At 65.0% G+C, this 24,821-nt stretch carries 26 protein-coding genes; 19 read left to right on the top strand and 7 right to left on the bottom strand.

The window, feature by feature from the left end:
* Positions 1-21: 21 nt before the first annotated feature.
* A complete protein-coding gene (locus B2246_RS00260; RefSeq protein ID WP_186426275.1) occupies positions 22-408 on the top strand; it encodes a VOC family protein in 387 nt (128 codons plus the stop codon).
* A gap of 33 nt (positions 409-441) precedes the next feature.
* Here the strand turns inward: B2246_RS00260 and B2246_RS00255 are convergent, their stop codons facing one another.
* The 5 genes from B2246_RS00255 to B2246_RS00235 all read right to left on the bottom strand — a co-directional run bounded on the left by B2246_RS00255 (position 442) and on the right by B2246_RS00235 (position 6,107).
* Positions 442-1,557 carry a porin gene (locus B2246_RS00255; RefSeq protein WP_008646202.1) on the bottom strand — a complete coding sequence of 372 codons (1,116 nt, stop codon included), beginning with the start codon at positions 1,555-1,557 and terminating at the stop codon, positions 442-444.
* A gap of 117 nt (positions 1,558-1,674) precedes the next feature.
* Positions 1,675-3,102: an amino acid permease gene (locus B2246_RS00250; RefSeq protein WP_286962474.1), complete on the bottom strand. Its 1,428-nt coding sequence runs from the start codon at positions 3,100-3,102 to the stop codon at positions 1,675-1,677.
* A gap of 34 nt (positions 3,103-3,136) precedes the next feature.
* Positions 3,137-4,366, bottom strand: a complete 1,230-nt coding sequence (gene kynU / locus B2246_RS00245; protein WP_017513602.1) for a kynureninase — start codon at positions 4,364-4,366, stop codon at positions 3,137-3,139.
* A gap of 70 nt (positions 4,367-4,436) precedes the next feature.
* Positions 4,437-4,961: a 3-hydroxyanthranilate 3,4-dioxygenase gene (locus B2246_RS00240; RefSeq protein ID WP_008646199.1), complete on the bottom strand. Its 525-nt coding sequence runs from the start codon at positions 4,959-4,961 to the stop codon at positions 4,437-4,439.
* Positions 4,962-5,129: 168 nt separating this feature from the next.
* The gene (locus tag B2246_RS00235; RefSeq protein WP_008646198.1) at positions 5,130-6,107 is read right to left on the bottom strand and encodes a LysR family transcriptional regulator; all 978 of its coding nucleotides are present in this window, start codon (positions 6,105-6,107) and stop codon (positions 5,130-5,132) included.
* 352 nt (positions 6,108-6,459) lie between these two features.
* Between B2246_RS00235 and B2246_RS00230 the strand changes: the two genes are divergently transcribed.
* From B2246_RS00230 to B2246_RS00220, 3 genes are all read left to right on the top strand, one after another.
* Positions 6,460-7,500 carry a porin gene (locus B2246_RS00230; RefSeq protein ID WP_008646197.1) on the top strand — a complete coding sequence of 347 codons (1,041 nt, stop codon included), beginning with the start codon at positions 6,460-6,462 and terminating at the stop codon, positions 7,498-7,500.
* Positions 7,501-7,576: 76 nt separating this feature from the next.
* Positions 7,577-9,415, top strand: coding sequence for a hypothetical protein (locus B2246_RS00225; RefSeq protein WP_286962472.1), 1,839 nt, complete (start codon positions 7,577-7,579; stop codon positions 9,413-9,415).
* A gap of 65 nt (positions 9,416-9,480) precedes the next feature.
* The gene (locus tag B2246_RS00220) at positions 9,481-9,846 is read left to right on the top strand and encodes a c-type cytochrome (RefSeq protein WP_008645564.1); all 366 of its coding nucleotides are present in this window, start codon (positions 9,481-9,483) and stop codon (positions 9,844-9,846) included.
* Positions 9,847-9,893: 47 nt separating this feature from the next.
* On the opposite strand, the gene B2246_RS00215 is transcribed toward B2246_RS00220, so the two are convergent.
* Entirely contained in the window at positions 9,894-10,832 is a 939-nt protein-coding gene (locus B2246_RS00215; RefSeq protein ID WP_286962470.1) for a 2-hydroxyacid dehydrogenase, read from the bottom strand.
* A 214-nt stretch (positions 10,833-11,046) separates the two neighbouring features.
* Between B2246_RS00215 and B2246_RS00210 the strand changes: the two genes are divergently transcribed.
* The 14 genes from B2246_RS00210 to B2246_RS00145 all read left to right on the top strand — a co-directional run bounded on the left by B2246_RS00210 (position 11,047) and on the right by B2246_RS00145 (position 23,312).
* On the top strand, positions 11,047-11,982 hold the full coding sequence (locus B2246_RS00210; protein ID WP_187192341.1) for a fumarylacetoacetate hydrolase family protein: 936 nt from the start codon (positions 11,047-11,049) through the stop codon (positions 11,980-11,982).
* Positions 11,983-12,036: 54 nt separating this feature from the next.
* Positions 12,037-12,642, top strand: a complete 606-nt coding sequence (locus tag B2246_RS00205; protein ID WP_286962469.1) for a VOC family protein — start codon at positions 12,037-12,039, stop codon at positions 12,640-12,642.
* The gene (locus B2246_RS00200; protein WP_286962468.1) at positions 12,639-13,586 is read left to right on the top strand and encodes an alpha/beta hydrolase; all 948 of its coding nucleotides are present in this window, start codon (positions 12,639-12,641) and stop codon (positions 13,584-13,586) included. The genes B2246_RS00205 and B2246_RS00200 overlap by 4 nt, the downstream gene beginning before the upstream one ends.
* A gap of 65 nt (positions 13,587-13,651) precedes the next feature.
* Positions 13,652-14,554, top strand: coding sequence for a dihydrodipicolinate synthase family protein (locus B2246_RS00195; RefSeq protein WP_186426282.1), 903 nt, complete (start codon positions 13,652-13,654; stop codon positions 14,552-14,554).
* Positions 14,551-14,994, top strand: a complete 444-nt coding sequence (locus tag B2246_RS00190; protein ID WP_008645554.1) for a RidA family protein — start codon at positions 14,551-14,553, stop codon at positions 14,992-14,994. Before B2246_RS00195 ends, B2246_RS00190 begins: the two co-directional genes overlap by 4 nt.
* Positions 14,991-15,584: a malonic semialdehyde reductase gene (locus tag B2246_RS00185; RefSeq protein WP_008645552.1), complete on the top strand. Its 594-nt coding sequence runs from the start codon at positions 14,991-14,993 to the stop codon at positions 15,582-15,584. The genes B2246_RS00190 and B2246_RS00185 overlap by 4 nt, the downstream gene beginning before the upstream one ends.
* Positions 15,585-15,662: 78 nt before the next feature.
* Complete coding sequence (locus B2246_RS00180; protein WP_008645550.1) at positions 15,663-16,655, top strand: Bug family tripartite tricarboxylate transporter substrate binding protein; 993 nt, start codon at positions 15,663-15,665, stop codon at positions 16,653-16,655.
* A 110-nt stretch (positions 16,656-16,765) separates the two neighbouring features.
* Positions 16,766-18,229, top strand: coding sequence for a 2-hydroxymuconic semialdehyde dehydrogenase (locus B2246_RS00175; protein WP_035884025.1), 1,464 nt, complete (start codon positions 16,766-16,768; stop codon positions 18,227-18,229).
* 19 nt (positions 18,230-18,248) lie between these two features.
* Positions 18,249-19,070: a 2-keto-4-pentenoate hydratase gene (gene mhpD / locus B2246_RS00170; RefSeq protein ID WP_017512512.1), complete on the top strand. Its 822-nt coding sequence runs from the start codon at positions 18,249-18,251 to the stop codon at positions 19,068-19,070.
* A gap of 1 nt (position 19,071) precedes the next feature.
* The gene (locus B2246_RS00165; RefSeq protein WP_286962465.1) at positions 19,072-20,016 is read left to right on the top strand and encodes an acetaldehyde dehydrogenase (acetylating); all 945 of its coding nucleotides are present in this window, start codon (positions 19,072-19,074) and stop codon (positions 20,014-20,016) included.
* A gap of 10 nt (positions 20,017-20,026) precedes the next feature.
* Positions 20,027-21,064 (top strand): 4-hydroxy-2-oxovalerate aldolase, encoded by a 1,038-nt coding sequence (gene dmpG / locus B2246_RS00160; RefSeq protein WP_286962463.1) that lies wholly within the window; start codon positions 20,027-20,029, stop codon positions 21,062-21,064.
* A complete protein-coding gene (locus B2246_RS00155) occupies positions 21,061-21,825 on the top strand; it encodes a 2-keto-4-pentenoate hydratase (protein ID WP_286962462.1) in 765 nt (254 codons plus the stop codon). The genes dmpG and B2246_RS00155 overlap by 4 nt, the downstream gene beginning before the upstream one ends.
* A gap of 51 nt (positions 21,826-21,876) precedes the next feature.
* The gene (locus B2246_RS00150) at positions 21,877-22,314 is read left to right on the top strand and encodes a RidA family protein (protein ID WP_286962461.1); all 438 of its coding nucleotides are present in this window, start codon (positions 21,877-21,879) and stop codon (positions 22,312-22,314) included.
* Positions 22,311-23,312: an amidohydrolase family protein gene (locus tag B2246_RS00145; RefSeq protein ID WP_008645542.1), complete on the top strand. Its 1,002-nt coding sequence runs from the start codon at positions 22,311-22,313 to the stop codon at positions 23,310-23,312. Before B2246_RS00150 ends, B2246_RS00145 begins: the two co-directional genes overlap by 4 nt.
* A 72-nt stretch (positions 23,313-23,384) precedes the next feature.
* On the opposite strand, the gene B2246_RS00140 is transcribed toward B2246_RS00145, so the two are convergent.
* Positions 23,385-24,050, bottom strand: coding sequence for a GntR family transcriptional regulator (locus B2246_RS00140; protein WP_008645541.1), 666 nt, complete (start codon positions 24,048-24,050; stop codon positions 23,385-23,387).
* A 204-nt stretch (positions 24,051-24,254) separates the two neighbouring features.
* Here B2246_RS00140 and B2246_RS00135 point away from each other — a divergent pair, with 204 nt between their 5' ends.
* Positions 24,255-24,728, top strand: coding sequence for a VOC family protein (locus B2246_RS00135; RefSeq protein ID WP_286962459.1), 474 nt, complete (start codon positions 24,255-24,257; stop codon positions 24,726-24,728).
* Positions 24,729-24,821: the final 93 nt, after the last annotated feature.

Below are 24,821 nucleotides of genomic sequence, written 5' to 3'. Positions count from 1 at the left end.
GATTGTGAGAGGTGAGAACTGATGATCGACCATACCGGCGTCAACGTTAGCGATTTCTCCCGGAGTCTGGACTTCTACGCTGCTGCGCTTGGCGCGATTGGCATCGTCAAGATCATGGAAATTCCGGCCAGCGTGACTGGGCACACTGACGTGGCCGGATTCGGGCCGCCGGGAAAGCCGGAGTTCTGGCTTATTTCGGGCGCCCCCAACAAGCCACCGCTGCACGTCGCTTTCCGCGTAGACAGCCGGGCGGAAGTCGATACGTTCTACAAGGCCGCCATGGCGGCCGGCGGCCGCGACAACGGTGGTCCCGGGTTGCGACCGCACTATCATCCGGACTACTACGGCGCTTTCGTTCTCGATCCAGACGGCCACAACATCGAAGCAGTCTGCCACCAGGCCGCCTGACTACTTTCGGTTGAAGGCGGTAACGGCAGGAGATCAGAAATTGTGGGTGATGCCCAGACCGAAGCCGCTGACCGCATCGCCTGCCTTCAGGCCGGGCACGGAGTTGGCCGACAGGTTATAGCTGGCGGTGGCGTGGTTAACCAGACGCGTATAGGCCGCCCAGAGTTCAGTACGCTTTGACAGCGTATAGCCATATCCCAGCGACACCTGCCACGCGCCGGAATCAGTGCCCGGCAGGCCGATACCGCCCACGGCCTGGACAGTGTTGCCGTGGGCATTGCCTCCCTGCGTGTACGACGCACGGAACGTATGTGGCCCGCGATTGTAGGTAGCCGCAGCCTGCCACGCATCGCGCCGCACCGACTGCCCCGGCGCAGGCTCGTAGCTGAGCCGCTCATAGGCGGCGCGCAATCTGACGCCGCCGATGGCGTACACCAGTCCGACCCGATCGGCGTAGTCGTGCGAGCCACTATAGAAATAATCGCCGTGGTACTCGTGGCCCCACGCCGCATACCATTGGCCGGATTCGTAGCTGACCAGCCCAGACCAGGCAATCGGATTCGTGGTGGCCGTGCGGTTTTCCGGCATCGATACCGCCACGCGCGCCGACACACCGCCCCAGTCCGGCGTGGCGTACTGGACAAGGTTGGGCTGGCGACGGTCGAACGACTGCGGCGAGACGCCATTCGCGGCGGTCACGAAGCCATTCCCCATGATCGAGTTGGACGCAAAGATCCCTGCCGTGAACGGGTCCACCTTGTACACCGACACGTAGCGCAGGGGCATCTCCCACTGCCCCATCCAGAACTGCCCCCAGGGGCCGCTCAGACCAACGGCGGTATTGCGGTCACCGATCTGCGCGGTGCCGGTGCCGTCCATGCGCAGGTTCGTCTCGATCTGGAAGAAGGCACGGTTGCCGCCTCCCAGCGACTCCCCGCCACGAAAGCCGAGCACCGACAGATCGTTGGACAGGCGTGCCAGGGACTGGCTGCGCCCGTTCCCGGAAACCTGGATCGACTCGACGTTCTCCTTGATGAAACCGTAGATCTGCACACCGTCGCTCTGGGCGGCGGCTGGGGTGGCTGCGCATAGCAGCACGGGAAATGAGGCAACGAGCGGTGCGAGCCGCCCCCGGTACAACGGTTCCATTTTGTCTCCATGTCGTTATGAGTACAGTTTCTTACAAACGAACTCACATTTGAAGTTCGTGTATACACCGATAAGAAACAGTATTCATCGCATGGAGACCGCCTGCAGATTCGACCGTTACCAGCTGTTGCGCACCTCCGCGTGCCCGGCGTCTTCCCCGTCCCCTTGTGCTGCACCACCGCGCTTCCGGTACCAGAGCCAGTAGGCCGCCGACAGCGCCAGCATGAAAGGCACGCCCGCCACCAGGGTCATCCTGAACTCCGGCGTGAACCACGTTGTCACCAGCGTGGCGAACATCAGCCCCGCGCCGAGCAGCGTTGTCACCGGAAAGCCCCACATCCTGAAGGCGAGCGGCCGCCCCCGGTGTTGCCGCCGAAAGAACAGATGCGTGATGAAGATCATCAGCCAGGTGAACATCGCACCGAACATCGAGATCGCCATCATCAGCATGAACGCGGCATCCGGATACACCACGTTGAGCACCACCGCGAAGGCGATGCCAACGGTGGACAACAACAACGCCGTCATGGGCACGCCGCGACCGTTGACTTGCCCCAGCGCCTTTGGCGCGTAGCCCGCGCGGGACAAGCTGAACATCATCCGTGTGGTGATATAGAGCTGGCTGTTCATGGCAGACAACGCCGCCACCAGAATCACGAAGTTGAACACCGCCGCGGCACCCGGTACGCGCGTGGCCGCCATCACCCTGACGAACGGACTTTCACCGGCGCCGGCCGCCGTCCACGGCACGATCATCAGCATCAGCGCGAGCGTCAGCAGATAGAAGAACACCAGACGCACCATGGTCGCGCGAAATGCGCGCGTGATGGCGGTCTCCGGGTCGCGTGCCTCGCCGGCCGCCACGGCAATCATCTCGATGCTCAGGTAGCTGAAGATGGACACGATCACCGCCACCCACGTACCCCACATCCCTTTCGGGAAGAAGCCACCATGCGCGGTGTAGTTGGCCAACCCGATGCCTGACTCGGCCGGCGCACGTGTCACCACATAGGCGCCGAGCAGGATAAAGCCGACGATGGCGGCAATCTTCAGCATCGAGAACACATACTCGACCGCGCCGAACACCTTGACGCTGGTGGCGTTGATGCCGATCAGCGCAGCGGAGAAACCGACGATCCAGTACCACCCGGGCACCGCCGGGAACCAGTACTTCATGTAGACCGCGATGGCCGTGACTTCCGTGCCGACCGCGAATACGATCGACGACCAGTAGGCATAGCGCACCAGGAATCCGGCCAGCGGCCCGATGTAATGCTCCGCATTGGCGCCGAACGAGCCGGAAGTCGGATGCGCCACCGTCATCTCGGCCAGGCAGCCCATCAGCAGCAAAGCGATCAACGCCCCGATGGCGTAGCTCACCAGCACGCTCGGGCCGGCGAAGCCGATGGCAAACCCGCTCCCCAGGAACAGGCCCGTACCAATCGCGCCACCGATGGCGATCATGGAGAGCTGTCCCGTGGACAGCCCCCGATGCAGCCCCTGCTCCCGCTCGACGATTGCGTCGAATCCCTGTTGCTGCCTCATCGCTTGTCTCCTCTTATTGTTCTGGCCGTTGCACTCAGGTCACTGACTTGCGCGTGCGGAACGCTTCCGTGTTCCACGCCTCGCTTGTGACGATGTCCTTCAGTGCTGCGATGGTGTCCCAGATATCGACATGGCGAACGTAGAGCGCGGCAAAACCGAAGCGCAGGATGTCAGGGGCGCGGAAATCGCCGATGATGTTGCGCGCGATCAGCGCCTGCATGATCGCGTAGCCCTCTGCATGCCGCAGCGATACCTGGCTGCCGCGTTGCTCTGCATCACGCGGCGTGGCCAGCGTGAAACCCAGTCCCGCCAGTTCCTGCTCGGCCAGTGCAATAAACAGGTCGCCCAGCGACACGCTCTTCTCGCGCAATGCTTCCATGTCGACACCGTCGAACGCTTCCAGCGCGCTCTCCAGCGAGATCAGACCGAGTTGCGGCGCGGTACCCGTCAGCATCCGGTCGATACCGGCATGCGGCGCGTACTCGTGCGTGAACGCGAACGGCTGAGCGTGGCCATGCCAACCGGAAAGTGGCTGACGGACATGCTCCAGGTGGCGCGAGGCGACGAACACGAACGCAGGCGCACCGGGGCCGCCGTTCAGGTACTTGTATCCGCATCCGACTGCAAAATCGACCTCGCAGCGATTCAGATAGACCGGCATGGCGCCCGCCGTGTGGCAGAGGTCCCAGACCACCAGCGCGCCAGCCTCGTGCGCGCGGCGGGTCATCGCCTCCATGTCGTAACGCTTGCCCGTCTTGTAGTTCACGTGGGTCAGCGAGACGATGGCCACGTTCTCGTCGATTGCGGACATCACCTCTTCCGGATCGACGCAACGCAACTCACAGCCCGTCATCTCCGCAACGCTCTCCGCAATGTAGACGTCGGTCGGGAAATTGGTACGCTCGGCGAGAATCACGCCGCGGCCGGGCCGCATACGGGTGGCCGCCACCAGTACCTTGAACAAGTTGACCGAGGTCGAGTCAGCCACGATCACCTCACCCTGCCCGGCGCCAATCAGCCGGGCAATGCGATCGCCGGTGCGCTGCGGCGCGGGATACCAATCGGCATCGTTCCACGAGCGGATCAGGCCTTCCGCCCATTCCTGTTCGATGGCCACCTTCATGCGCGCTGGCACATTGGCGGGCATCGCGCCCAGGGAATTGCCATCGAGGTAGATGGTGCCGGCCGGCAGCGCAAATCGTGCGCGGCAGCCAGCCAGTTTGTCTGCCGCATCCAGTGCGGCACAGTCTTCGCGAATCATCATGGGTTGCGGGAATGCTGCTAGAAAAAAGCGTGGAAATGCTGGTGTCCTGTCCGGACATCAACCCAGCGTGTCAGGCCGCGCGTCCGGGATGGACTTGTCCGCAGTGCGGGCAGCGGCGCTTGTCTTGCGAGGCGTAGAAGCTCTCGAAAAGAGGCGGGAGATCGGTGACGATGCTCTTGAGTTGCACCTCGACGCGATGCACCAGGTGACCGCATGCGTCGCAATACCACTCGAATCCGTCCAGCATGCCGGCGGGCCGCTGCCGTTCGATCACCAGGCAGGCGCTGCCGGCCTCGGGACGCTGCGGGGAATGGCGAACGTGCGGGGGCAGCAGGAAGATGTCGCCCTCTTTCAGGTCCACCCGCTCGCGCCTGCCGTCGACCCAGAGATTCAGGTAGGCGTTGCCGCGCAGCTGGTAGAAAAATTCCTCGAGCGGATCGTCGTGATAATCCGTGCGGTGGTTGGGCCCACCCACCACGGTCACGATGAAATCGCTGTCCTGCCACACCTGCCGGTTGCCGACGGGCGGCTTCAACAGGTGTGCATGCTCGTCGATCCAGCGCGGGAAATTGAAGGGCGCTCCGTAGGTCAGCATAGGTGTCTCTCTCCGTCGGTGTCGCGTCGCAATGCGCCACCGGCCTCTTGAATGGCTCGACCGGAGTCTAGGGGAGCCTCGCCGGCCTCGATAATCAAACATCCGGCGCTGGCTATCCCGAACAGGAATACCAGCGCGTCCAGAAGTCACCCTTTCGGAATGTGTCACTCAGCAAGGCAGCGGCACGTCGGGCACGCTTGCCTGTGCGGCCTCTCGCAGGCAAGCGATGAACGCACGGCCCGCCGCGCTCTGTTCCTTGTTCGAACGCACCGAGAATCCAACCGTGCCGAAGGCGCAGGTCTCCGGCAGGTCGAGAACGCGCAGCAGGCCGGCGCGCGCGAACTGGTTCGCCGCCACGCTTGGCATCAGTGCGATGCGTGGGGTCTCCATCAGCAGGCCAAGGTTGGTCAGCAGCGACAGCGACTCGACGACGTCCCCTGGCAGCGGCAGGCCGGCAGTACGGAACAGCTGCTCCGCTGCCAGGCGTGCCGGAGAGTCCGACGTCGGGAGTATCCACGCCGAATCGGCCAGCTCGGACAGGTGTCCCACGCGATCCGGCGCGTCGCCGTAGCCCTTGCCAACCACCGCGCAGAGCGACTCCTCGAACAACACCTCATGCGTCAGCGGGAAGGCCGTGGCAATCGGCAGTTCACGCTCGGGAAGGCGGCCGACGACGATGTCGAGGTCTCCCGTGGCCAGCGCCGGAAACAAGTGGGCGGTGGTGCCTTCCCGCACGGTCACCAGTACGTTCGGCGTGCGCGCCTTGAGCATGGAGATGGCCAGCGGCAACAGTCGTGCCGATGCCGAGATCAGCGTGCCGACGATGACGTGTCCGCTGGTCCCCAGCCGGAAATCGTTCAGTTCGTCGGTCATGTAGCGCAGTTCGGCCATCAACGACTTGACGCGCTGGCCAAGCAGCAACCCAAGCTCCGTTGGCATCACGCCGCGGTTGGAACGCAGGAATAGCGCGCCATCGAAGCAAGACTCCAGTTCGTGGATCACCTTGGTCACGGCTGGCTGCGTCAGACGCATGTCATTGGCGGCGCGCATCACCGAGCGCGTCTGCAGCACGCGCTCGAAGATCATCAGTTGGTTCAGCTTCAACCTGCGAATCAGCGAGATCTCGCTGAGTGGATTGACGGACATTTGAGCCTCGGAATCACAAAGTTGAGAAGTCCTGCGCGGGTAGCCAGCGATTTCCCGCGCTATACGTGCCGCATAGCGCACACACATTCGGGTCAACCCGCTATTACCAAACCCCCTCTGTGTATAAGAAAATAATCATCGGAATACACATACTCGTCTACGTATAATTTGTAACGCCCGAGTATACACGTTGAGGAAATACGCGGGAGAGAGGAAGACGCCGCCAGGCGAGGTCTTCCGCACGACGGCAGGGGGAGGTGCCTGCGGCGATGACCAGCGACCCACGTTGGCCGCGCCGCCGTGCGGATGGACGTTGCCCGCGACACAAGAAACGAAAAGATTCGGAGACACAATGAAAAGGAAGCTGCTTGTACCGGGCGCGATGCTGTTCGCATGCGCTGGTGCCTACGCCCAGAGCGCGGTATGGCTATCGGGCTACGTCGACCTGAACATCGAGCACCTGATTCAATCGGGCCCGGCCAGCGTCACGCGCATGACCAGCGGCGGGCTGAACAACTCGCGCTTCAACCTGAGCGGCGTCGAGGATCTCGGCGGCGGCTACAAGGCCGTGTTCACGATCGAGCCGATGTTCTCCGCCGACACGGGCGTGCAGTCGGCGCAGTTCCGTCAGTCCTTCGTCGGACTCAAGAGTGCGGACCTGGGCGAGGTGACGATGGGCCGCCAGTTCACGCCTTCATACTGGATTGCGGGTTATGCGGACCCGAGCTGGGCCGCCGCGTACAGTATGGTGAACAACATGGAGTTCTTCTACGCGTCCTATCGCGTGGACAACGCCATCCAGTACAAGACGCCGACCTTCTACGGATTCACCGGCCGCGTGATGTATGCGTTCGGACTCGAAGACACGACGCGTGCGGGGCGCTTCCTCAGTATCGGCGTGGACTACCGTAACGGCCCACTGTTCCTGGGCGCGGTCAGCGAGCAGCAGTACACACGCGACATCCACCAGGCGTCGCAGATCCCGTCGTCACGCGACAACTACTTCTCCGCGGTCTACCGCATCGGGGGCTTCGAGCCAACCGCCATCTTCCATACCTACAAGGGTTACTACGCGTATCCCCCCTATGTGGCGTTCAATTCGAGCGGCTGGGATGCCCAGATCGGCGCGCGCTGGAACATCGACGGCCGCAGCCGCTTGTATGGCAGCGTGGTCTATCGTCACGACGACAACAACAAGAGCATCACCAGCGCGACCGGTTTCGTGATCGGCTACATCTACGGCCTGTCCAAGCGTACCGATCTCTATGCCACCTACGCACACGTGCACAACCAGAACACGGTGCCGATCGCGTACCCGGTGACCTTCCAGTCCAACCCGAGTCCCGGACAGAACCCATCGGGGATGCAGCTTGGCATCCGCCACGCCTTCTGAACACACCCGCTTGCTGCCGGCGCTGCAGATGTGGCACCGGCTGGAACCACATCGTCTGATCAACAAGGAGTCAGTCATGCATCATCCCCAACGCCGGCATCGCCACACGGCCCTGACCGGGGGCTGCGCCCTGGCAGTCGCCCTGATGTCCACCGCCCTGCTGCCGCTGGCCGCGCGGGCCGCCGGCGCCGAATCCGCGCCTGCTGCTGCCACAACCCCTGCCGCCACCCCTGCCGCCACGCCGAACGCAGGCCAGGTCACGCCGGGCACGCCCAACGTCAAGGACCCGTACCTGGCAGGCTGGCTGCGCCTGACCCCCGACCGTCGGCCCACCGCGCTCAAGGCCGGCGTCGACTACGGCATGGACCCGGCCACCGGCGAGTTCATCTGGCCCAAGGCCACGCAGGAAGTCCACAACGGCCAACGCTTCCCTGGCGAGATGACCACGTGGGACAAGAACACCTATACGAAGAACGTCAAGGTTCTCGCCTTCTACCCGGGTGTCGGTTCGCCGTTCCATGCCTGGAACAACATTATCGACTTCGAGGGCAAGCGATACCTGTACATCCATGATCGCGACTACCTGCGCATCATGGACGTGACCGACCCCGCTCACGGCAAGGTGGTCTACTCGCAAGGCGGTGTCTGGGGTCCCAAGGGATCGAGCGAGAAGTATGATCCGAACACGGTGCAGGACTACCTCGGTGGCGCGACCATCGCCTGGAGCAAGAAGCTGGGCAAGCCGGTCATGGTGGCCTCGTACGAAATCGGCCGCTACGGCCTGATGCAGGAGAAGATGGAGCAGCCCGACAAGGTCGCGGCTCAGCGCCACTACAACTCGCTCAAGGGCTTCAAGGTGTTCGTCATGGACGGCCCGCTGCCCAGCCAGTGGAGATTGCTGGCAACCCGCACCACGGACACGCAGCATCCGGATGCGCCAGTGGGCCAGCAACAGGGTTCCGGCTCGCTGGACGCGCCCGAGTACTACGGCGGCAAGTACATGATCGTTGCGTCGGCGCCCGACGACAGCTACGCCCTGACCGAATACCCCAACTATCTGTACTCGCCCGGATACCAGGTCTGGGACATGTCGGACCCGGCCAATCCGACCTTCGTGTCGCAGGTGGCGGTACCTGGACAGATCCTCGGCAACGCGGAGCATGAACAGACCTACCTCATGAACCCGCGCGCGGGTAACCGCACCTCGTGGATGGGGGCACGCAATCCCATCTTCCTGCCCAAGTCGCTCGAAGCGGGCGGCAAGATCGGCTTCGGCGCGATGGGTGGTCTTGGGTTCTATGCGTTCGACCTGTCCAACCCCGCCCGTCCCAAGATGCTCGGCAACGTCAACACGCCGCCGAGCTACGCCGGCACCGAATTCGACAATGCCGACGTAAGCCAGTACGAGCGCACGGGCTACGTGTTCACGAACGGCTATCCGATGAACCGGGATTGCTACGAGCCGTACAAGGACATCTTCGTCGTCGATGCGCGCGATCCCGCGCGCCTCAAGGTGGCGGCCAAGCTGCCGCGGCCCGAGATCCCGCCCGGCGCGCCCTTCACCAGCTTCTGCCAGCGCGGCGGCAACTTCGGGCCCAAGCGCGCCAACGCCATCGGTCAGCCCGGCGGCTGGCGTCAGGGCATCGTGCCGTACTCGTTCTATAACGCCGGCGTGCAGATCTATGACGTGAAGAACCCGGCGCAACCCACCATCGCCGGCTACTTCATCCCGCCGCTGGCCGACGAGACGCAGTTGCCGTCTTACACGCTGGGCAAGGGCGTGTTCGCGATCTACACGGAGTACGACCGCAACATCATCTGGGCCTTCACCGAAGACGGCGCCTACGCGCTGTCGACGCCGTTGCTCGGCGAACCCGTGCTCGGCGCGCCGGCAAAGCCCTGGCCGCGACGCTAAGCATGCCGGCCCGCCACGCCTTGCCTGGGCCGGCGGGCCGGTCTTTCAGGCGACACGATGAATTGATGAAGTCGAAGATGACGTCGAAGATGAAGTCGAAGAAAGCGTTTGTTTTTGCGGTGTTCTCCACTTGGGCGGCCGTGCTCGGCCTGTTGAATCCGGCCGCGCACGCCGCCCCTTCTTCCAGTGAGGAAACCTGCCGCGCGTGTCACGCGCTCGATACGGTCAAGGTTGGGCCGCCATTCCGTGCGATTGCCTCGCGCTATCACGACGATGCCGACGCCGTCGACAAGCTGAAGCAGAGCATGCTCCAGGGTAGCAGCGGGAAATGGGGCACTGCGCAGATGCCGCCCAATCCCATCACGCCAGCCGAAGCCACGCGCTTCGCGCACTGGATCCTGCAGCTTGCGGCACCGGGCCAGCGCAACTAGTGGCCGCCGACGCGCCGGCTGCCACATGCGCGCCGGCGGCGTCGCGCTCAGCCTGCCAGATCGACCGGATGGGCCGGCGCAGCGTGACGGAACCATCCGTCCAGATTACGCAGCAGCGCCTCGTGCTGGGCCACGCGCGTTTCGGGCGAACGGCCCGCCATGTGCGGCGTCAGGATGACCTGATCCATCTCGCGAAACGCCTCGGGCACCAGGGGCTCGGTTTCCAGCACGTCGAGCGCGGCACCACCCAGTTCGCCGCGTCGCAGTGCCTGTACCAGCGCCTCGGTATCCACCACGCTGCCACGCGCCACGTTGACAAGCAGGCCGTCGGGACCCAGCGCGCGCAGTACCTCCGCGTCGACCAGATGCCGAGTGGCCGGACCGCCGGGACAGGTCAATGCCAGCACATCGCTTGCGGCCGCCAGCGAACGCACGTCGCCATACGGCGTGCGGTTCGGCTGCAGGGCGCCACTGCGGCGCAGGTAAGCCACGCGCATGCCCACGGCCTCTGCCAGCGCGGCCAGACGCTGGCCGATATTGCCAAGCCCGACGATGCCCAGGGTCTTGCCGCGCACGCCCGGCCGCGGCGCGCGCAGCGCATCCCATTGCCCCGCCTTCAGGCCGCGATCGAGCATCGCAATGCCGCGCGACCACGCCAGCATCATCGCCAGCGCGTGGTCCGCCACGACCTGGCTATTGGTATCCGGCGCATGGCACACGCGCACGCCACGCATCCGCGCCGCATCCCGCTCGATGTTCTCGTAGCCGGCCCCAAAGCTCGCCACCAGTTCCAGCGCCGGCAATGCGGCCATCTCGGCCCCGGTCAGTCCCGTAGAGCCATTGGTCAGCACTGCGCGCGCCTGCACACGCTGCGCCTCGTCCACCGCTGTCCACGGCACGAACCGGTAACTCGGCGCGTGCGCCCGCAGCCAGTCCTGATCCAGTGGCAGCCGCGTCAGCACGACCACCTCCCCTTCGTCTTTCATGCACGCCAGCGACATTGCCTCGCTCCCTTTGGCTCGTTGTTGATGGGTTCCGCGTCGATACACGGTACGTGGTGAAAAGTATCACTTACGCCTTGACATGTATACACGTAGAAAATAAAGTATTCACAAACGCGGATGTGCATAAAACGAACCGGGAGACCGAATACGTGCTGCGCATACCAACTTTGTCCGACAACACCAAACAGGAGACATGGTGAATTGGTATAGCCTCGCCACTTTTGAACTTGCCGGCCGGCAGCAACCCGGCCTGGTCGTCGAGAACACGCTCTATGCGCTGGCCGATGTGGGCCAGGCGTGCGGCATCGAGGCATCGCGCCTGCCGCAGGACCTGAATGTGGCACTGGCGGACTGGTCGCGCCATGCGCCGCTGCTGGCCGACGCCGCCGCACGTATTCCCGCACTGCGCGCGGCTGGCAAGCTCGCCGCCGTGGACGCTGCCGCTACCTATGCGGCGCCCTATCGGCCACGCCGGATCTTTGGCACCGCCTCAAACTTCTACGAGCACGCGGACGAGATGGGCACCAAGCTGGCCGCCCGCAGCGAAAGCCAGCCCTACATCTTCATGAAGGCTGAAACCAGCGTGGTGGCCACCGGCACCACGGTGCTGATGCCGCCGGAAACCAAGAAGCTCGACTGGGAAGTGGAGCTGGGCGTGGTGATTGGCCAGGCATGCCGCCATGTCAGCGTGGAGGACGCGCTGTCGGTGATCGCCGGCTATACCGTGTTCAACGACATCAGCGCGCGTGACCTGAACCGCCGCACCGACTATCCGTTCACGCACGACTGGTTCCGCGGCAAGAGCTTCGATACCTTCGGCCCGATGGGCCCGTGGATGGTGCCCGCGGCCTGCATCCCCGATCCGCAGAACCTGCGCATGACGCTGCATGTCAACGGCGAAGTCATGCAGAACGGCAACACGTCGCAAATGATCTTCTCGGTGGCCGAGCAGATCGCCTACCTGTCGCGTATTCTGACGCTGCAACCTGGCGACCTTATCGCCACGGGCACGCCGGACGGTGTGGGCATGGGGCGTGGAGTCTTCCTGAAGCCTGGCGACAGCATGACGGCCTGGGTCGAGCAGATCGGCACGATCGAGAACCGCGTCGCGCTGGAACCGGACGCACGCTAGCCACGCGCCGGCCACAGCCCGCCTCGCCAGGCAAACCAGGCAGGAGACAATCACATGACCCCCATTCGAACCCGCAAGCTGGGCCACCTCGTCCTGATGGTGCGCGATCTCGAAGCATCGACGCGCTTCTACACCGAGGTCCTCGGCCTTACGGTGTCCGACCGTATCGCCGACCAGATGGTTTTCCTGCGTGCCGGCGAGGACCACCACGACCTGGCACTTTCGCGGCTTCCGCCCGACGCGCCCGACCGCGACACCCCGCCCAGCTACACACGGCCAGGGCTCGAGCATTTCTCGTACTACGTGGAATCGCTCGATGAAATGCAGCGCGCGGTCGAGGTGGCACGCAGCCACGGCGTCACCATCGAGCGTGGCATCGGGCAGCACGGACCCGGCGGCAATTGGTTCCTCGTCTTCAAGGATCCCGATGGCAACAACGTCGAGATCTATACGGAGATGCAGCAGATTCCCACCGGCAGCGAGCACACCGCGCAGACGTGGGAGCGAAACCTGGAATCGTTTGACCGCCATCGCCTTGCACACTTCGTGGTGCCACCGGCTCCGGGCCTGCTCGCGGCCAAGCAGCGCAGCGAGCAGCGGCCCGCCCCGGTAGAGGACGACGATGCTGGCAAGGACACCGGCGGCGGAGCGGGCGCATGACCGGGAGCGCCATGCCGGTGGCAGCGGCGTTCCCGGGACTCTCGTCCTCGCAGGCCAGCGCCATGCTGGCCCTTGGACCACGCTGGACCGATGACATCCAGGCCAACCGTCGGCAGGTATGCACGATCTACGACGGCGTGCATGCGGCACAGCCTGCCGACGGCATCCGCAGCCACGCCGACATTGCCTACGGTACGCACGCACGGCAACGGCTCGATCTCTATCTGCCGGAAGGCAGCGCCGCCGGCGATGACCGGCCAGTGGTGGTCTTCGTCCACGGTGGCGCGTTCATACGTGGCGACAAGGATGCCAGCCCGCATATCTACGCCAACGTGCCACGCTGGTGCGCGCGGCAAGGCTACATCGGTGTCAACGTCGAGTACCGGCTGGCTCCGGAGGCCCACTATCCCGCCGGGGCCGAGGATGTGGCCATGGCGCTGGCGTGGTTGCGTGCCCATGCACGCGCCCATGGCGGCGATCCACGGCGCATCGTATTGATCGGCCACTCCGCGGGCGGAAGCCACGTCGCGAGCTGCCTCAGCGATCCGGCCTGCGGCGAGAACGGCTCTGGCGTGGCCGGTGCCGTGCTCGTCAGCGCACGCCTGCAGGCCGACACGCTGCCGGACAACCCCAACGCCAACGGCGTCGCCGCGTACTACGGCAACGATCCGGCACTGCAACTGACCCACGCGCCGATGCCCTTCGCGGGGCGCCTGCGTGTGCCGTTGATGGTGGCCTTCGCGGAGTTCGAGAATCCCTACCTGGATCTGTACGCGCTGCAGTACGCGGCGCGCGTACGCGAAGCGCAGGGTCGCAGCCCGCGCGTGGTGCAGGTGGCACGCCACAACCATACGTCGATCGTCGCCCACCTCGGCACGGCCGACACCACGTTCAGCCAAACCCTGAGCGAGTTTCTGGAGACGGTCACGCGGATAGCCACGTAGCCCTCAACCCACCGCCCCCACCGACCCACCAGACAAGCATCAAAGAAAAAACAGGAGACAAAGTCATGCCCACCCAACAACTACGGGGCGTGTTCACCCCCGTCGTCACCCCGTTTCATGAAGACCTGTCGATCAACCTGCCCGCTTTCGTCGCGCACTGCAAGCGGCTGATCGCCGACGGCGCCGGTATCGCGATCTCGGGCACCAACAGCGAAGCCTGCTCGGAAACGTTCGAGGAACGCATCGCGCTCGTCGACGCCGCCATCAATGCGGGAATCCCCGGCGAGCGCGTGCTGGTGGGAACCGGTTGTTGCGCGATCGACGATGCCGTGGTGCTGACGCGCCACGCCATCGACCGTGGTTGCGCGGGTGTACTGGTGCTGCCTCCGTTCTTCTTCAAGAACGTGAGCGAAGACGGTGTCTTCGCCTACTACAGCGAGCTGATCGCGCGCGTCGACGATCCCGCCCTGCGCATCGTGCTGTACCACATCCCTGCGATGTCTGGCGTGCCCATCTCGCTGTCGCTGATCGAGCGCCTCGTGCAGGCGTTCCCAACGCATATCGTGGGCATCAAGGACAGCAGCGGAAACTGGGACAACCTCGTGGCCATGCTCGAGCGTTTCCCGTCGCTCTCCATTTTTCCAGCCTCGGAACTGCTGATGCTGCGCAGTCTGTCGCTGGGTGCCGCCGGCTGCATCTCCGCCACCAACAATATCAATGCGCGCGCCATTGCGCAGGCATTCGCCGACGCAGCCGACGCAGCGCGCCTGCAGCCAGCGATCGCCGCGGTGCGCAGCACGGTGGAGCGATTCCCGATGGTGGCCGCCGTCAAGCACACGCTGGCGCAGCAGACCAGCGACCCCAGCTGGCGTCACGTGCGCCCGCCCCTTGTGCCGCTGGCGGCGGATGCCTCCAGCGAGTTGCTGCAGGCACTGGCCGGCATTCCCGCCATGGAGGCGCGCGCATGAATCCGCCGCCACTTGCGGCGTACTCGCCTGCGCGCCGGGCCGGTGGCCATGTCCACCTGGCCGGCATGAGCCCGCGCACGCACGATGGATGCGCAGGCGTGTCGACCGGCGCCAACGGCGAGCGTGTCTATGACCTCGCCGCGCAGACCGAGTGCGTGCTCGACAAGATCGATCGTGCCTTGCAGGCGGAAGGACTCGAACTGGCCAACTGCGTGACGATGACTTGCTATCTGGTCGATATGCGCGACTACGCCGCATTCAATGCGGCCTACGATGCCATCTGCATGCGCCGCTTTTCCAGCGCGGGCCGGCCCTTGCCGGCGCGTACCTGTGTGGCTGTGGCCGCGCTGCCGCATCCTGACATGCGCGTGGAGATCACCGCGACGGCCTGGGGGCCAGACACGCCGGAAAGCCCGGGCAACGCACGGGGCGCCGCATGAGTGCGCCAGTCGCATCCGATGTGCTCGACACCCTGTTCCTGACGGCCCGCAGCCACAACGGCTGGCTCGACGGGGACGTCTCCGACGCCACATTGACCCGGCTCTACGCACTCGTCAGCCAGGGACCGACCAGCGCCAACTGCAGCCCGATGCGCCTGGTCTTCGTACGCTCCGACGCCGCCAGGGCAAGGCTCCTGCCTACCCTCGCGCCAGCGAATGTCGACAAGGTCAGGCACGCCCCGGTCACCGCCATCGTGGCCTACGACACGGCGTTCCACGCGCTCGGCGAAACCTTGTTCCCGCACCGTCCCGCCATGTTCGACACGTTCGCAGCGGACCCCGCACTGGCTGCGGAAACGGCGATGCGCAACGGCTCGATGCAGGGCGGCTACCTGATTCTGGCGGCGCGCGCGCTCGGCCTGGACTGCGGCCCGCTCTCCGGCTTCAATGCGGACGCGGTGAACCGCGCCTTCTTTCCCGACGGGCGCTGGCGTGTCAACTTCCTGTGCAACCTTGGCAAGGGAGACCCGGCGCGACTGTTCGCAAAGCTGCCGCGATTACCCTTCGATCAGGCCTGCCGCATCGAGTAGCACTGACGGCCGCAACCCATCACAATATCCCCCTGCGCACAGAGCCAGAAGGCCGGTGCAGGAGAACTGGAGGAGACCATGAACATTTCCCATCTGCGCGCCCGCCTGCGCGCCATCACCCGCGGGGCCGCGCTGGCGCTATGCGCGCTCGCTGCCGCCCCCGGCCATGCCCAGGAGCCCTGGCCATCGCGGCCGGTCACCATTGTCGTGCCCTTTGCGCCGGGCGGTAATACCGACATGATCACGCGCCTGATGGCCGAGCGCCTGACCAAAGCGTTCGGCAAGCCATTCGTCGTGGACAATCGCGGCGGTGCGGCGGGCCTGATCGCGGCCGAGTACGTCGCGCGCGCGCCCGCCGACGGCTACGTGCTGTTCATGTCCACGCTGACGCAGATCGTCACCGCGCCAATGACCAACAAGATCCGCTACGATCCGGTGCGTGACTTCGTGCCCATCATCAACGTCGGCGGCAATCCTTTCGTGCTGACGGCCAGTACGCGCAACAACTTCAAGTCGCTCGACGACCTGGTGCGCTATGGCAAGGCCCACCCCGGCGCGCTCAATGTCGGACATGCCGGCAATGGCGGCCTGACGCAACTCTCCGCACTGCTGTTCCTGAACCGGGCCGGCATCCAGGCCACCATGGTTCCGTATCGCGGCGGCGCGCCGGCGCTTGCCGATGTGCTTGCCGGCCAGATCGACTTGTACAGCGCCAGCGTGTCGGAAGTCATGCCCTACAACGGTACCGGCAAGGTGTCCCTGCTGGCCGTCTCCAGCGACAAGCGCCTGCCAGTGCTGCCAAATGTCCCCACCATCGCCGAGACCTTCCCGGGCCATGAGGTGGATACCTGGAACGGGCTGGTGGGACCGGCAAAGATGCCTCCGGAAATCGTCGACCGCATCGCCGCCGAATCGAAGAAGATCATCGCCGAGCCGGAGTTCCGCGCGCGCCTGGAGAAAGCCGGCATCATCCCCTTGGGAGAGACCCGCGACGCCTTTGCCCAGCGCATCCAGAAGGATCGCGCGAAGTGGAAACCCGTCGTCGAGGCAGCTGGCATCCAGCCCGAGTAAGGCTGGGCCGCAGGTATTCCGACCCGGAATAGACAACGGCGAAGGATTCAATTTCCAGCGATGTGACCGCTGCCTACACTGCGTCTCAGACCATCGCCGGAGACTGCACCGTGTCGCTCCCTTCCGCTCTCTATCGGAACTACGTGGATGGCCGCTTCGAAGAAGCGGCCAATCTTTTTCCCAATCTCTCACCGGTCGACGGAAGCATCGTCGGCCACATCTGCGAAGCCGACGCCAGCCAGGTGGATCGCGCGGTGCAAGCCGCACGCGCCGCAATGGAGGGCCCCTGGGGTAATACCAGCGCCGCCGAGCGCGCCCGGGTGCTGCACGCCATTGCCGACGGCATCGAACGGCGCTTCGATGAATTCGTCGCCGCCGAGGTGGCCGATACCGGACGTACCGAGCAACAGGCGCGCGCGCTCGACATCCGCCGCGGCGTGCTGAACTTCCGCACGTTCGCGGACCTGGCCAGCCAGGCGGGCGGCGACTACTTCGACATGAGGACAGCCGAAGGCGACGTCTTCAGCTACACCGTACGCAAACCCCACGGCGTGGTCGGCATCATCTCTCCGTGGAACCTGCCCATGCTGCTGATGACGTGGAAGGTGGCCCCCGCGCTGGCCTGCGGCAACGCAGTCGTCGTCAAGCCATCGGAGGAGACCCCCGGTAGCGCCACGCTGCTGGCCGAGGTCATGCATGAGGCCGGCGTGCCGGCGGGTGTCTTCAATCTCGTACACGGCTTCGGCGGCGGCTCGGCAGGCGAGTTCCTGTCGCGGCATCCGGGCATCGACGCCCTCACCTTTACGGGTGAATCCCGCACCGGCAGCACCATCATGAAAGCGGTGGCTGATGGCGTGAAGGAAATCTCCTTCGAACTGGGCGGCAAGAACGCCGCCGTGGTCTTCGCCGACTGCGATTTCGACAAGGCCGTGGCGGGCGTGATGCGCTCCAGCTTCACCAACACCGGGCAGGTATGCCTGTGCTCCGAGCGCGTCTACGTGGAGCGGCCAATCTTCGAACGCTTTGTGGCGGCGATGAAGGCGCGCGCGGAAGCCTTGCGCATCGGCTACCCGACGGTGGAGGGCGTGGAGATGGGTTCACTGATCTCCCGCAATCACCGCGACAAGGTGCTGTCCTATTACGCGCTGGCGCGGGAGGAAGGCGCGACTGTCGTCACCGGTGGCGGCGTGCCACATTTTGGCGACGCGCGCGACAACGGCGCCTATGTGCAGCCCACCATCTGGACCGGCTTGCCGGACTCGGCACGCTGCATTCAGGAGGAGATCTTCGGACCGGTCTGCCATATCGCGCCGTTCGACACCGATGCCGAGGTGGTGAAGCGCGTCAACGATTCGCGCTATGGACTCGCCGCCTCGGTGTGGACCCGCGACCTCGCGCGCGCGCACCGCGTCACACGGCAGTTCGACGTCGGCATCGTCTGGGTCAACACCTGGTTCCTGCGCGATCTGCGCACGCCATTTGGCGGCACCCGGCTGTCCGGTATCGGCCGCGAGGGTGGACGCCATTCGCTCGACTTCTATTCCTCACTGACCACCATCTGCGTCAATCCCTGACGCCATTGCGAGAGACCGCATGCTGAACCCCGAACTCATTCAGGTTGCGGACCAACTCCGGTTCGCCTCCGAGCATGGCCAGCCTTGCCCGCCCGTGCGCGATGCCATCGCGCGGGCCGCCAGCGCCGGCGCCGATCCACTTGCGCTGGCCTACGCCGTGCAGCAGCGCAACACCGAGCACGCACTCGCCGCCGGCCGCCGGCTGGTTGGCCGCAAGATCGGCCTGACATCCGTCGCCGTGCAACGGCAACTGGGCGTGGACCAGCCAGATTTCGGCATGCTCTTTGCCGACATGGTGCGCCAGGACGGTGAAGAGATCGACTGGGGCGATGTCCTGCAGCCCAAGGTCGAAGCCGAGATCGCGCTGGTGCTGGAGCATGACCTGCCGCACGCTGCGCACACCGTCGCCGACGTGATCCGGGCAACCGCGTTCGCGCTGCCCGCCATCGAGATCGTTGGCAGCCGGATCGCCAACTGGGATATCCGGCTGACGGACACCATTGCCGACAATGCCTCGTCCGGCCTCTACGTGCTGGGCACGCGGCCCGTTTCGCTCGCCGCGCTGGATCTGCCGCATTGCGGCATGGTCATGGAACTGGCCGGCGAACCGGTCTCAGTGGGCAGCGGCGCGGCCTGTCTTGGCAATCCGTTGAATGCCGCCGTCTGGCTCGCCAACACAATGAGCCGCGTTGGCGCACCGCTGCGCGCCGGCGACACCATCCTTACCGGCGCGCTCGGCCCCATGGTCGCCGTGCAGCCGGGCAATGTCTTTACCGCCAGCATCGAGGGCCTGGGTAGCGTGACCGCGTCGTTCCAGGCCGTCAGACAAGGAGACGCCTGAGATGAAACCCTGCAAGGTAGCCATCATCGGTTCCGGCAACATCGGCACCGACCTGATGATCAAGATCCTGCGCCACGGCAAGCATGTCGAGATGGGCGCCATGGTGGGGATCGATCCCGCCTCGGAAGGCCTGGCGCGCGCGACGCGCCTCGGCGTGCCGGTCACCGCCGCCGGCATCGACGGCCTGCTGGCCATGCCGGAGTTCGGCGATATCCGCATCGCCTTCGATGCCACCAGCGCTGGCGCGCATGCCCGCCACAACGCCACGCTGCAGGCGCACAACGTGCGCGTGATCGACCTGACGCCAGCCGCAATCGGCCCCTACGTGGTGCCCAGCGTCAATGCCGGCGAACATCTTGATGCGCCGAACCTCAACATGGTCACCTGCGGCGGCCAGGCCACCATTCCCATCGTGGCTGCCGTGGCCAGCGTGACGCCGGTCCACTATGCGGAGATCGTGGCCTCGATCGCGAGCAAGTCCGCCGGACCCGGCACGCGCGACAACATCGACGAGTTCACGGAAACGACCTCGCGCGCCATCGAATCAGTGGGCGGCGCCAGGCGCGGCAAGGCCATCATCGTTCTCAACCCGGCCGAGCCGCCGCTGATCATGCGCGACACCGTGTGCTGCCTGATCGACGAAGCCGACACCGCGGCGATCGAAGCCGCCGTGCACGCGATGGTGGAACGCATGCAGGGCTATGTGCCCGGATACCGGCTCAAACAGCGTGTGCAGTTCGACCGCATCGACACACCGGTGAATGTGCCCGGCCTCGGGCCGACCACCGGCCTGAAAGTCACGGTCTTCCTGGAAGTGGAAGGCGCCGCGCACTACCTGCCCGCCTATGCAGGCAACCTGGACATCATGACGAGCGCCGCGCTCGCATGCGCCGAACGCGTCGCACAGGCATTGGGCAATCATCATGCCCTGTCGGCAGCAAGCTAAGGAGCCGGTCATGACCGACAAGAAACTTTATATCTCCGATGTGACCCTGCGTGATGGCAGCCACGCGATCCGTCACCAGTACTCGGTTCCGCAGGTACGTGCGATCGCACGCGCGCTCGATGCGGCAGGCGTGGACTCGATCGAGGTGGCGCACGGCGACGGCCTGGCTGGCTCCAGCTTCAACTACGGATTCGGCGCCCACACCGACGTGGAATGGATCGCGGCAGTGGCGGAGTCCGTGCAGCGCGCAGCGGTGGCCACGCTGCTGCTGCCGGGCATCGGTACCGTGCACGACTTGCGCGAAGCCTACGCCGCCGGCGCGCGCGTGGTCAGGGTGGCCACGCACTGCACCGAGGCCGACACGGCGCGGCAGCATATCGAGACCGCGCGGTCGATGGGGATGAATGTCGCCGGCTTCCTGATGATGAGCCACATGATCCCGCCCGACAGGCTGGCCGGCCAGGCAAAGCTGATGGAAAGTTACGGCGCGCATTGTGTCTACGTGGTGGACTCCGGTGGCGCCTTGACCATGGACGGCGTGCGCGCACGCTTTCGTGCGTTCAAGGACGTGCTCGATCCAAAGACTGAGACCGGCATGCACGCGCACCACAACCTCAGCCTGGGCGTTGCCAACAGCATCGTCGCGGTTGAGGAAGGTTGCGACCGCATCGATGCGAGCCTGGCCGGCATGGGCGCGGGCGCGGGCAATGCGCCGCTGGAGGTCTTTATTGCCGCTGCCGAACGCATGGGATGGCACCACGGCTGCGATCTCTACCAGTTGATGGACGCCGCCGACGACATCGTGCGCCCGCTGCAGGATCGCCCCGTGCGCGTGGACCGTGAAACGCTGGCGCTCGGCTACGCCGGCGTGTATTCGAGCTTCCTGCGCCACGCCGAGAGCGCGGCCGGCAAGTACGGCCTGAAGACCGTCGATATCCTGGTCGAACTGGGGCGCCGCCGCATGGTCGGCGGACAGGAGGACATGATCGTCGATGTGGCGCTCGACCTGCAGCGGTCGGGCAGCGCGAAGAGCAAGGAGGCAGCATGAGCCATCACGCAGCCATCGCAGGCGCCCTGGACGCGGCCGCGCGCGACGCCGCGGCGATCGGCCAGTTCAGCGCGGCCTCGCCGTTCACGCTTGACGAGGCCTACGCCATCCAGGCCATGTCGATCGAACACCGCTGTCAGCGCGGCGAACGCCGCGTCGGCATCAAGCTGGGTTTCACCAGCCGCGCCAAGATGGTCCAGATGGGCGTGGACAGCCTGATCTGGGGATGGCTGACCGACGCCATGATCGAGGAAGACGGCGGCCGCGTGGACCTGGAACGCTATATCCATCCGCGCGCCGAACCGGAGGTCTGCTTTCTGACTCGCCGCGACATCACTGGCCCGCTGACCCTGCTGGAGAGTGTCGACTACCTGGAGGCCGTGGCGCCGGCGATCGAGATCATCGACTCGCGCTACCGCGATTTCCGCTTCACGCTGGAAGATGTCGTGGCCGACAACTGCTCGTCGGCGGGACTGGTCGTCGGCCCGTGGTCGCGCAATGTTGATGTACTGGCCAATCTCGGCGTGGTGCTGCGCATCGACGGCCGCACCAGGCAAACAGGTTCGACCGCCGCCATTCTCGGCCATCCGCTGCGCAGCCTCGTACAGGCATCGCACGTGCTGACGCGCGCCGGCGCCGTGCTGCCAGCCGGCAGCCTGATCATGGCGGGAGCGGCCACGGCTGCGGAAGCGTTCGTGCGCGGCAACCATGTTTCGGCAACGATAGGCGCGCTTGGCCGCGCTTCTTTCCTGGCGGCATGACGCCATGCCCGCCCGGCTACCGGGCGGGCCTTCACAACGAAAAGAGCAAACATGCAGGCAAACTCCGCTTCATCAGTGGTGACCGGAAAGGCCACGCCACGCGGCACCTTTCCCCATGTGCGTCGCGCTGGAGACTTCCTGTTCGTCTCGGGCACCAGCTCCCGCCGCGCCGACAATACCTTCGAGGGTGTCGAGGTGGATGCCATGGGTACGACCGCACTGGATATCCGCCGGCAAACCCGCGCTGTGATCGAGAACATTCGGGACATCCTGCGCAGCGTGGGCGCGGACCTGGAGGACGTGGTGGAAATCACCAGCTTCCTGGTGGATATGAACGACTTCGGTGGCTACAACGCGGTGTATGCCGAGTACTTCGGCTACGAAGGACCGACCCGCACGACCGTGGCCGTGCACCAGCTTCCGCATCCCCACCTGCGCATCGAGATCAAAGCGATCGCCTACCGTCCGCTCACGTCCCAGGCAACATGAAGAAGATCGATATGCATGCCCACTTCTTCCCGCGCATCACCCGGGAAGAAGCCGCCGCGCTGGACGCGGACAACGCGCCATGGCTCGCCGTCGACAGCGATGGCGAATCGGGCCACATCATGGCCGGCGACAGACGTTTCCGGCCCGTCTATCGCGCGCTATGGGACCCCGCGCTGCGCATCGAGGAAATGGACCGCAACGGGCTGGACATGCAGATCGTATGCGCCACGCCGATCATGTTCGGCTATGGATACGACGCCAGCGCCGCAGCCACGTGGGCGCGCCGGATGAACGACCTCGCGCTCGAGCATTGCGCCTATCGCCCGCAGCGCCTGAAGGCGCTGGCACAGGTGCCGCTGCAGGACCTGGACCTGGCGTGCATCGAAGCCTCGCGCGCCAGGGAGACCGGCCACGTTGGCGTGCAGATCGGCAATCACCTGGGTCCGCACGACCTGGATGACGAGCGCCTGGTCAGTTTCCTGGTGCATTGCGCGAACAACGATATTCCGGTGCTGGTGCATCCATGGGACATGATGACCGACGGGCGCATGAAAAAATGGATGCTGCCGTGGCTGGTGTCAATGCCGGCGGAAACGCAACTCGGCATCCTCTCGTTGATCCTGTCCGGCGCGTTTGAGCGGATTCCGGAAACGCTGAAGCTCTGCTTCGCCCACGGCGGCGGTGGTTTTGCGTTCCTGCTGGGTCGCGCGGAGAACGCCTGGCATTGCCGGGATATCGTGCGGCAGGACTGTCCCCATCCGCCCTCCCACTATCTGAAGCGGTTCTCCGTGGACAGCGCGGTGTTCGACGATCGTTCGCTACGTCTGCTGGTAGAAGTCATGGGTGCCGACCACGTGATGCTGGGCTCGGACTACCCGTTTCCGCTCGGTGAACAGGAAATCGGCAAGCTGGTCGCCAACAGCCCCGACCTCGATGAAACGGACCGGACGCGGATTCTGGCAGGCAATGCCATGCGCTTCTTCGGTCTGACAGGCTGAGGGCCCCGCTGCACATCGGTGCTCCGCCGCTGTATCGGACAGCGGCGGACATGGATGCCGCCTCGCCCGGTATCAGCCCGCGCTTTTCGCGCCGCCGGCCTGCTTCGACTGGATCAGTTCCATCACATGCAGGGTGAGCCGCGTGGTGTGGCTGCGCATCGCCAGATAGGCCTGCTCGGGATGGCCGCCCAGCACTGCCTCCACGATCTGCTGGTGCTCGCGGTGCGAAACCTCGAAGCGGCGCTCGACGCCCGACTGCGCCGCGCGGAACGGCGCCAGCCGCTCACGCAGGCTTTCCACCGCCGCTACCAGGGTCGCATTCTGGGTGCCCTGGCAGATCAGTTGATGAAAGCGATGGTTCAGGGTCAGGTAGGCGTCACTGTCGTGTTTCTCCGCGGCGGAGATGGCCTCTTCGTGCAGGAGTTCCAGCTGCCGGCGCTGCATCGCGCTCATACGCTGCGTGGCAATGCGGCAGCACAGCGACTCCAGTTCGCACAGTGCCTCGAGCATATCGGCGAGTTGCTCGGGGCTGGTATTGATCACCACCCCGCCGCGACGCGGCACCAGTTCTATCAGGCCGCGTGCATCGAGCAGCCGTAGCGCCTCGCGCACCGGCGTGCGCGATACCTGGAAACGCTCGGCCAGCGCAGGCTCCTCGAGCTTCGCGCCGGGCGGCAGCGCGCCCGAGATGATCTCGTCGGCAAGTTGCTGGCCAATTTGGGAAGCGATGGTGGTCACGGTGTCCTCAGGTCTGGTACGCGCTGGATGCGACGCAATTATACGCGATGAAGACTGGTTATTTTTACTTACCGATATGAGTACGTTTTTCTTTTATTGAACACACTTTACGTGTATTGTATACATTCAAGTCGAATCGAATCCGGGCGTCTGACCTGGATCCGCAACGACGAGAAGACACTGACCACAAAGAGGAGCACACCCATGAGCAGCAAACTGCGCCATATCGCCTTGTCCGTCCCCGACCCCTGGGGCGCGGCCGAGTTCTATCAGCAGGCCTTTGGCTTCCGCAAAGTCGGCGAGACGGATTCGTCGCTGGCGCGCGGCGTCTACCTGACTGACGGCACGATCAGCATCGCCCTGCTGAACTACAAGAGCGACCACGCTGCCGGCGAAGACCGCGGCAAGGACTTCGTCGGGCTCCATCACATCGGCGTGTGGGTCGACGACATCGTCGAGGCACGCAAGACCGTGGAAGCAGCCGGAGGCCGCTATTACATGGGCGAAGTCCCGGTGAAGGGCAACATCTTCTACGAGGTGAAGTACCGCGATCCGAACGACATCATCATCGACCTGACCGACCACGGCTGGGGCGGCGCCTCCAAGGAAGCAAACGGCGACGACAAGGGTCCGGCCCTGCGCAATCCCGACCTGAAGGCCGACCGCAGCGGCATCTGACGGGCCTTCGCGCGCCGCCGGCGCCCCGGTCGGGGAGACACGGGCACCCGGTGCGCGCCAGACCTGCCCTGCGTCCGTGCGAGCGCACGGCAC

The organism is Cupriavidus sp. UBA2010 (assembly GCF_002335265.1).
GTDB classification, from domain to species: Bacteria; Pseudomonadota; Gammaproteobacteria; order Burkholderiales; family Burkholderiaceae; genus Cupriavidus; species Cupriavidus metallidurans.
The sequence above is the reverse complement of the archived record's forward strand: the minus strand, read 5'-3'. Positions and strand labels throughout refer to the sequence as shown.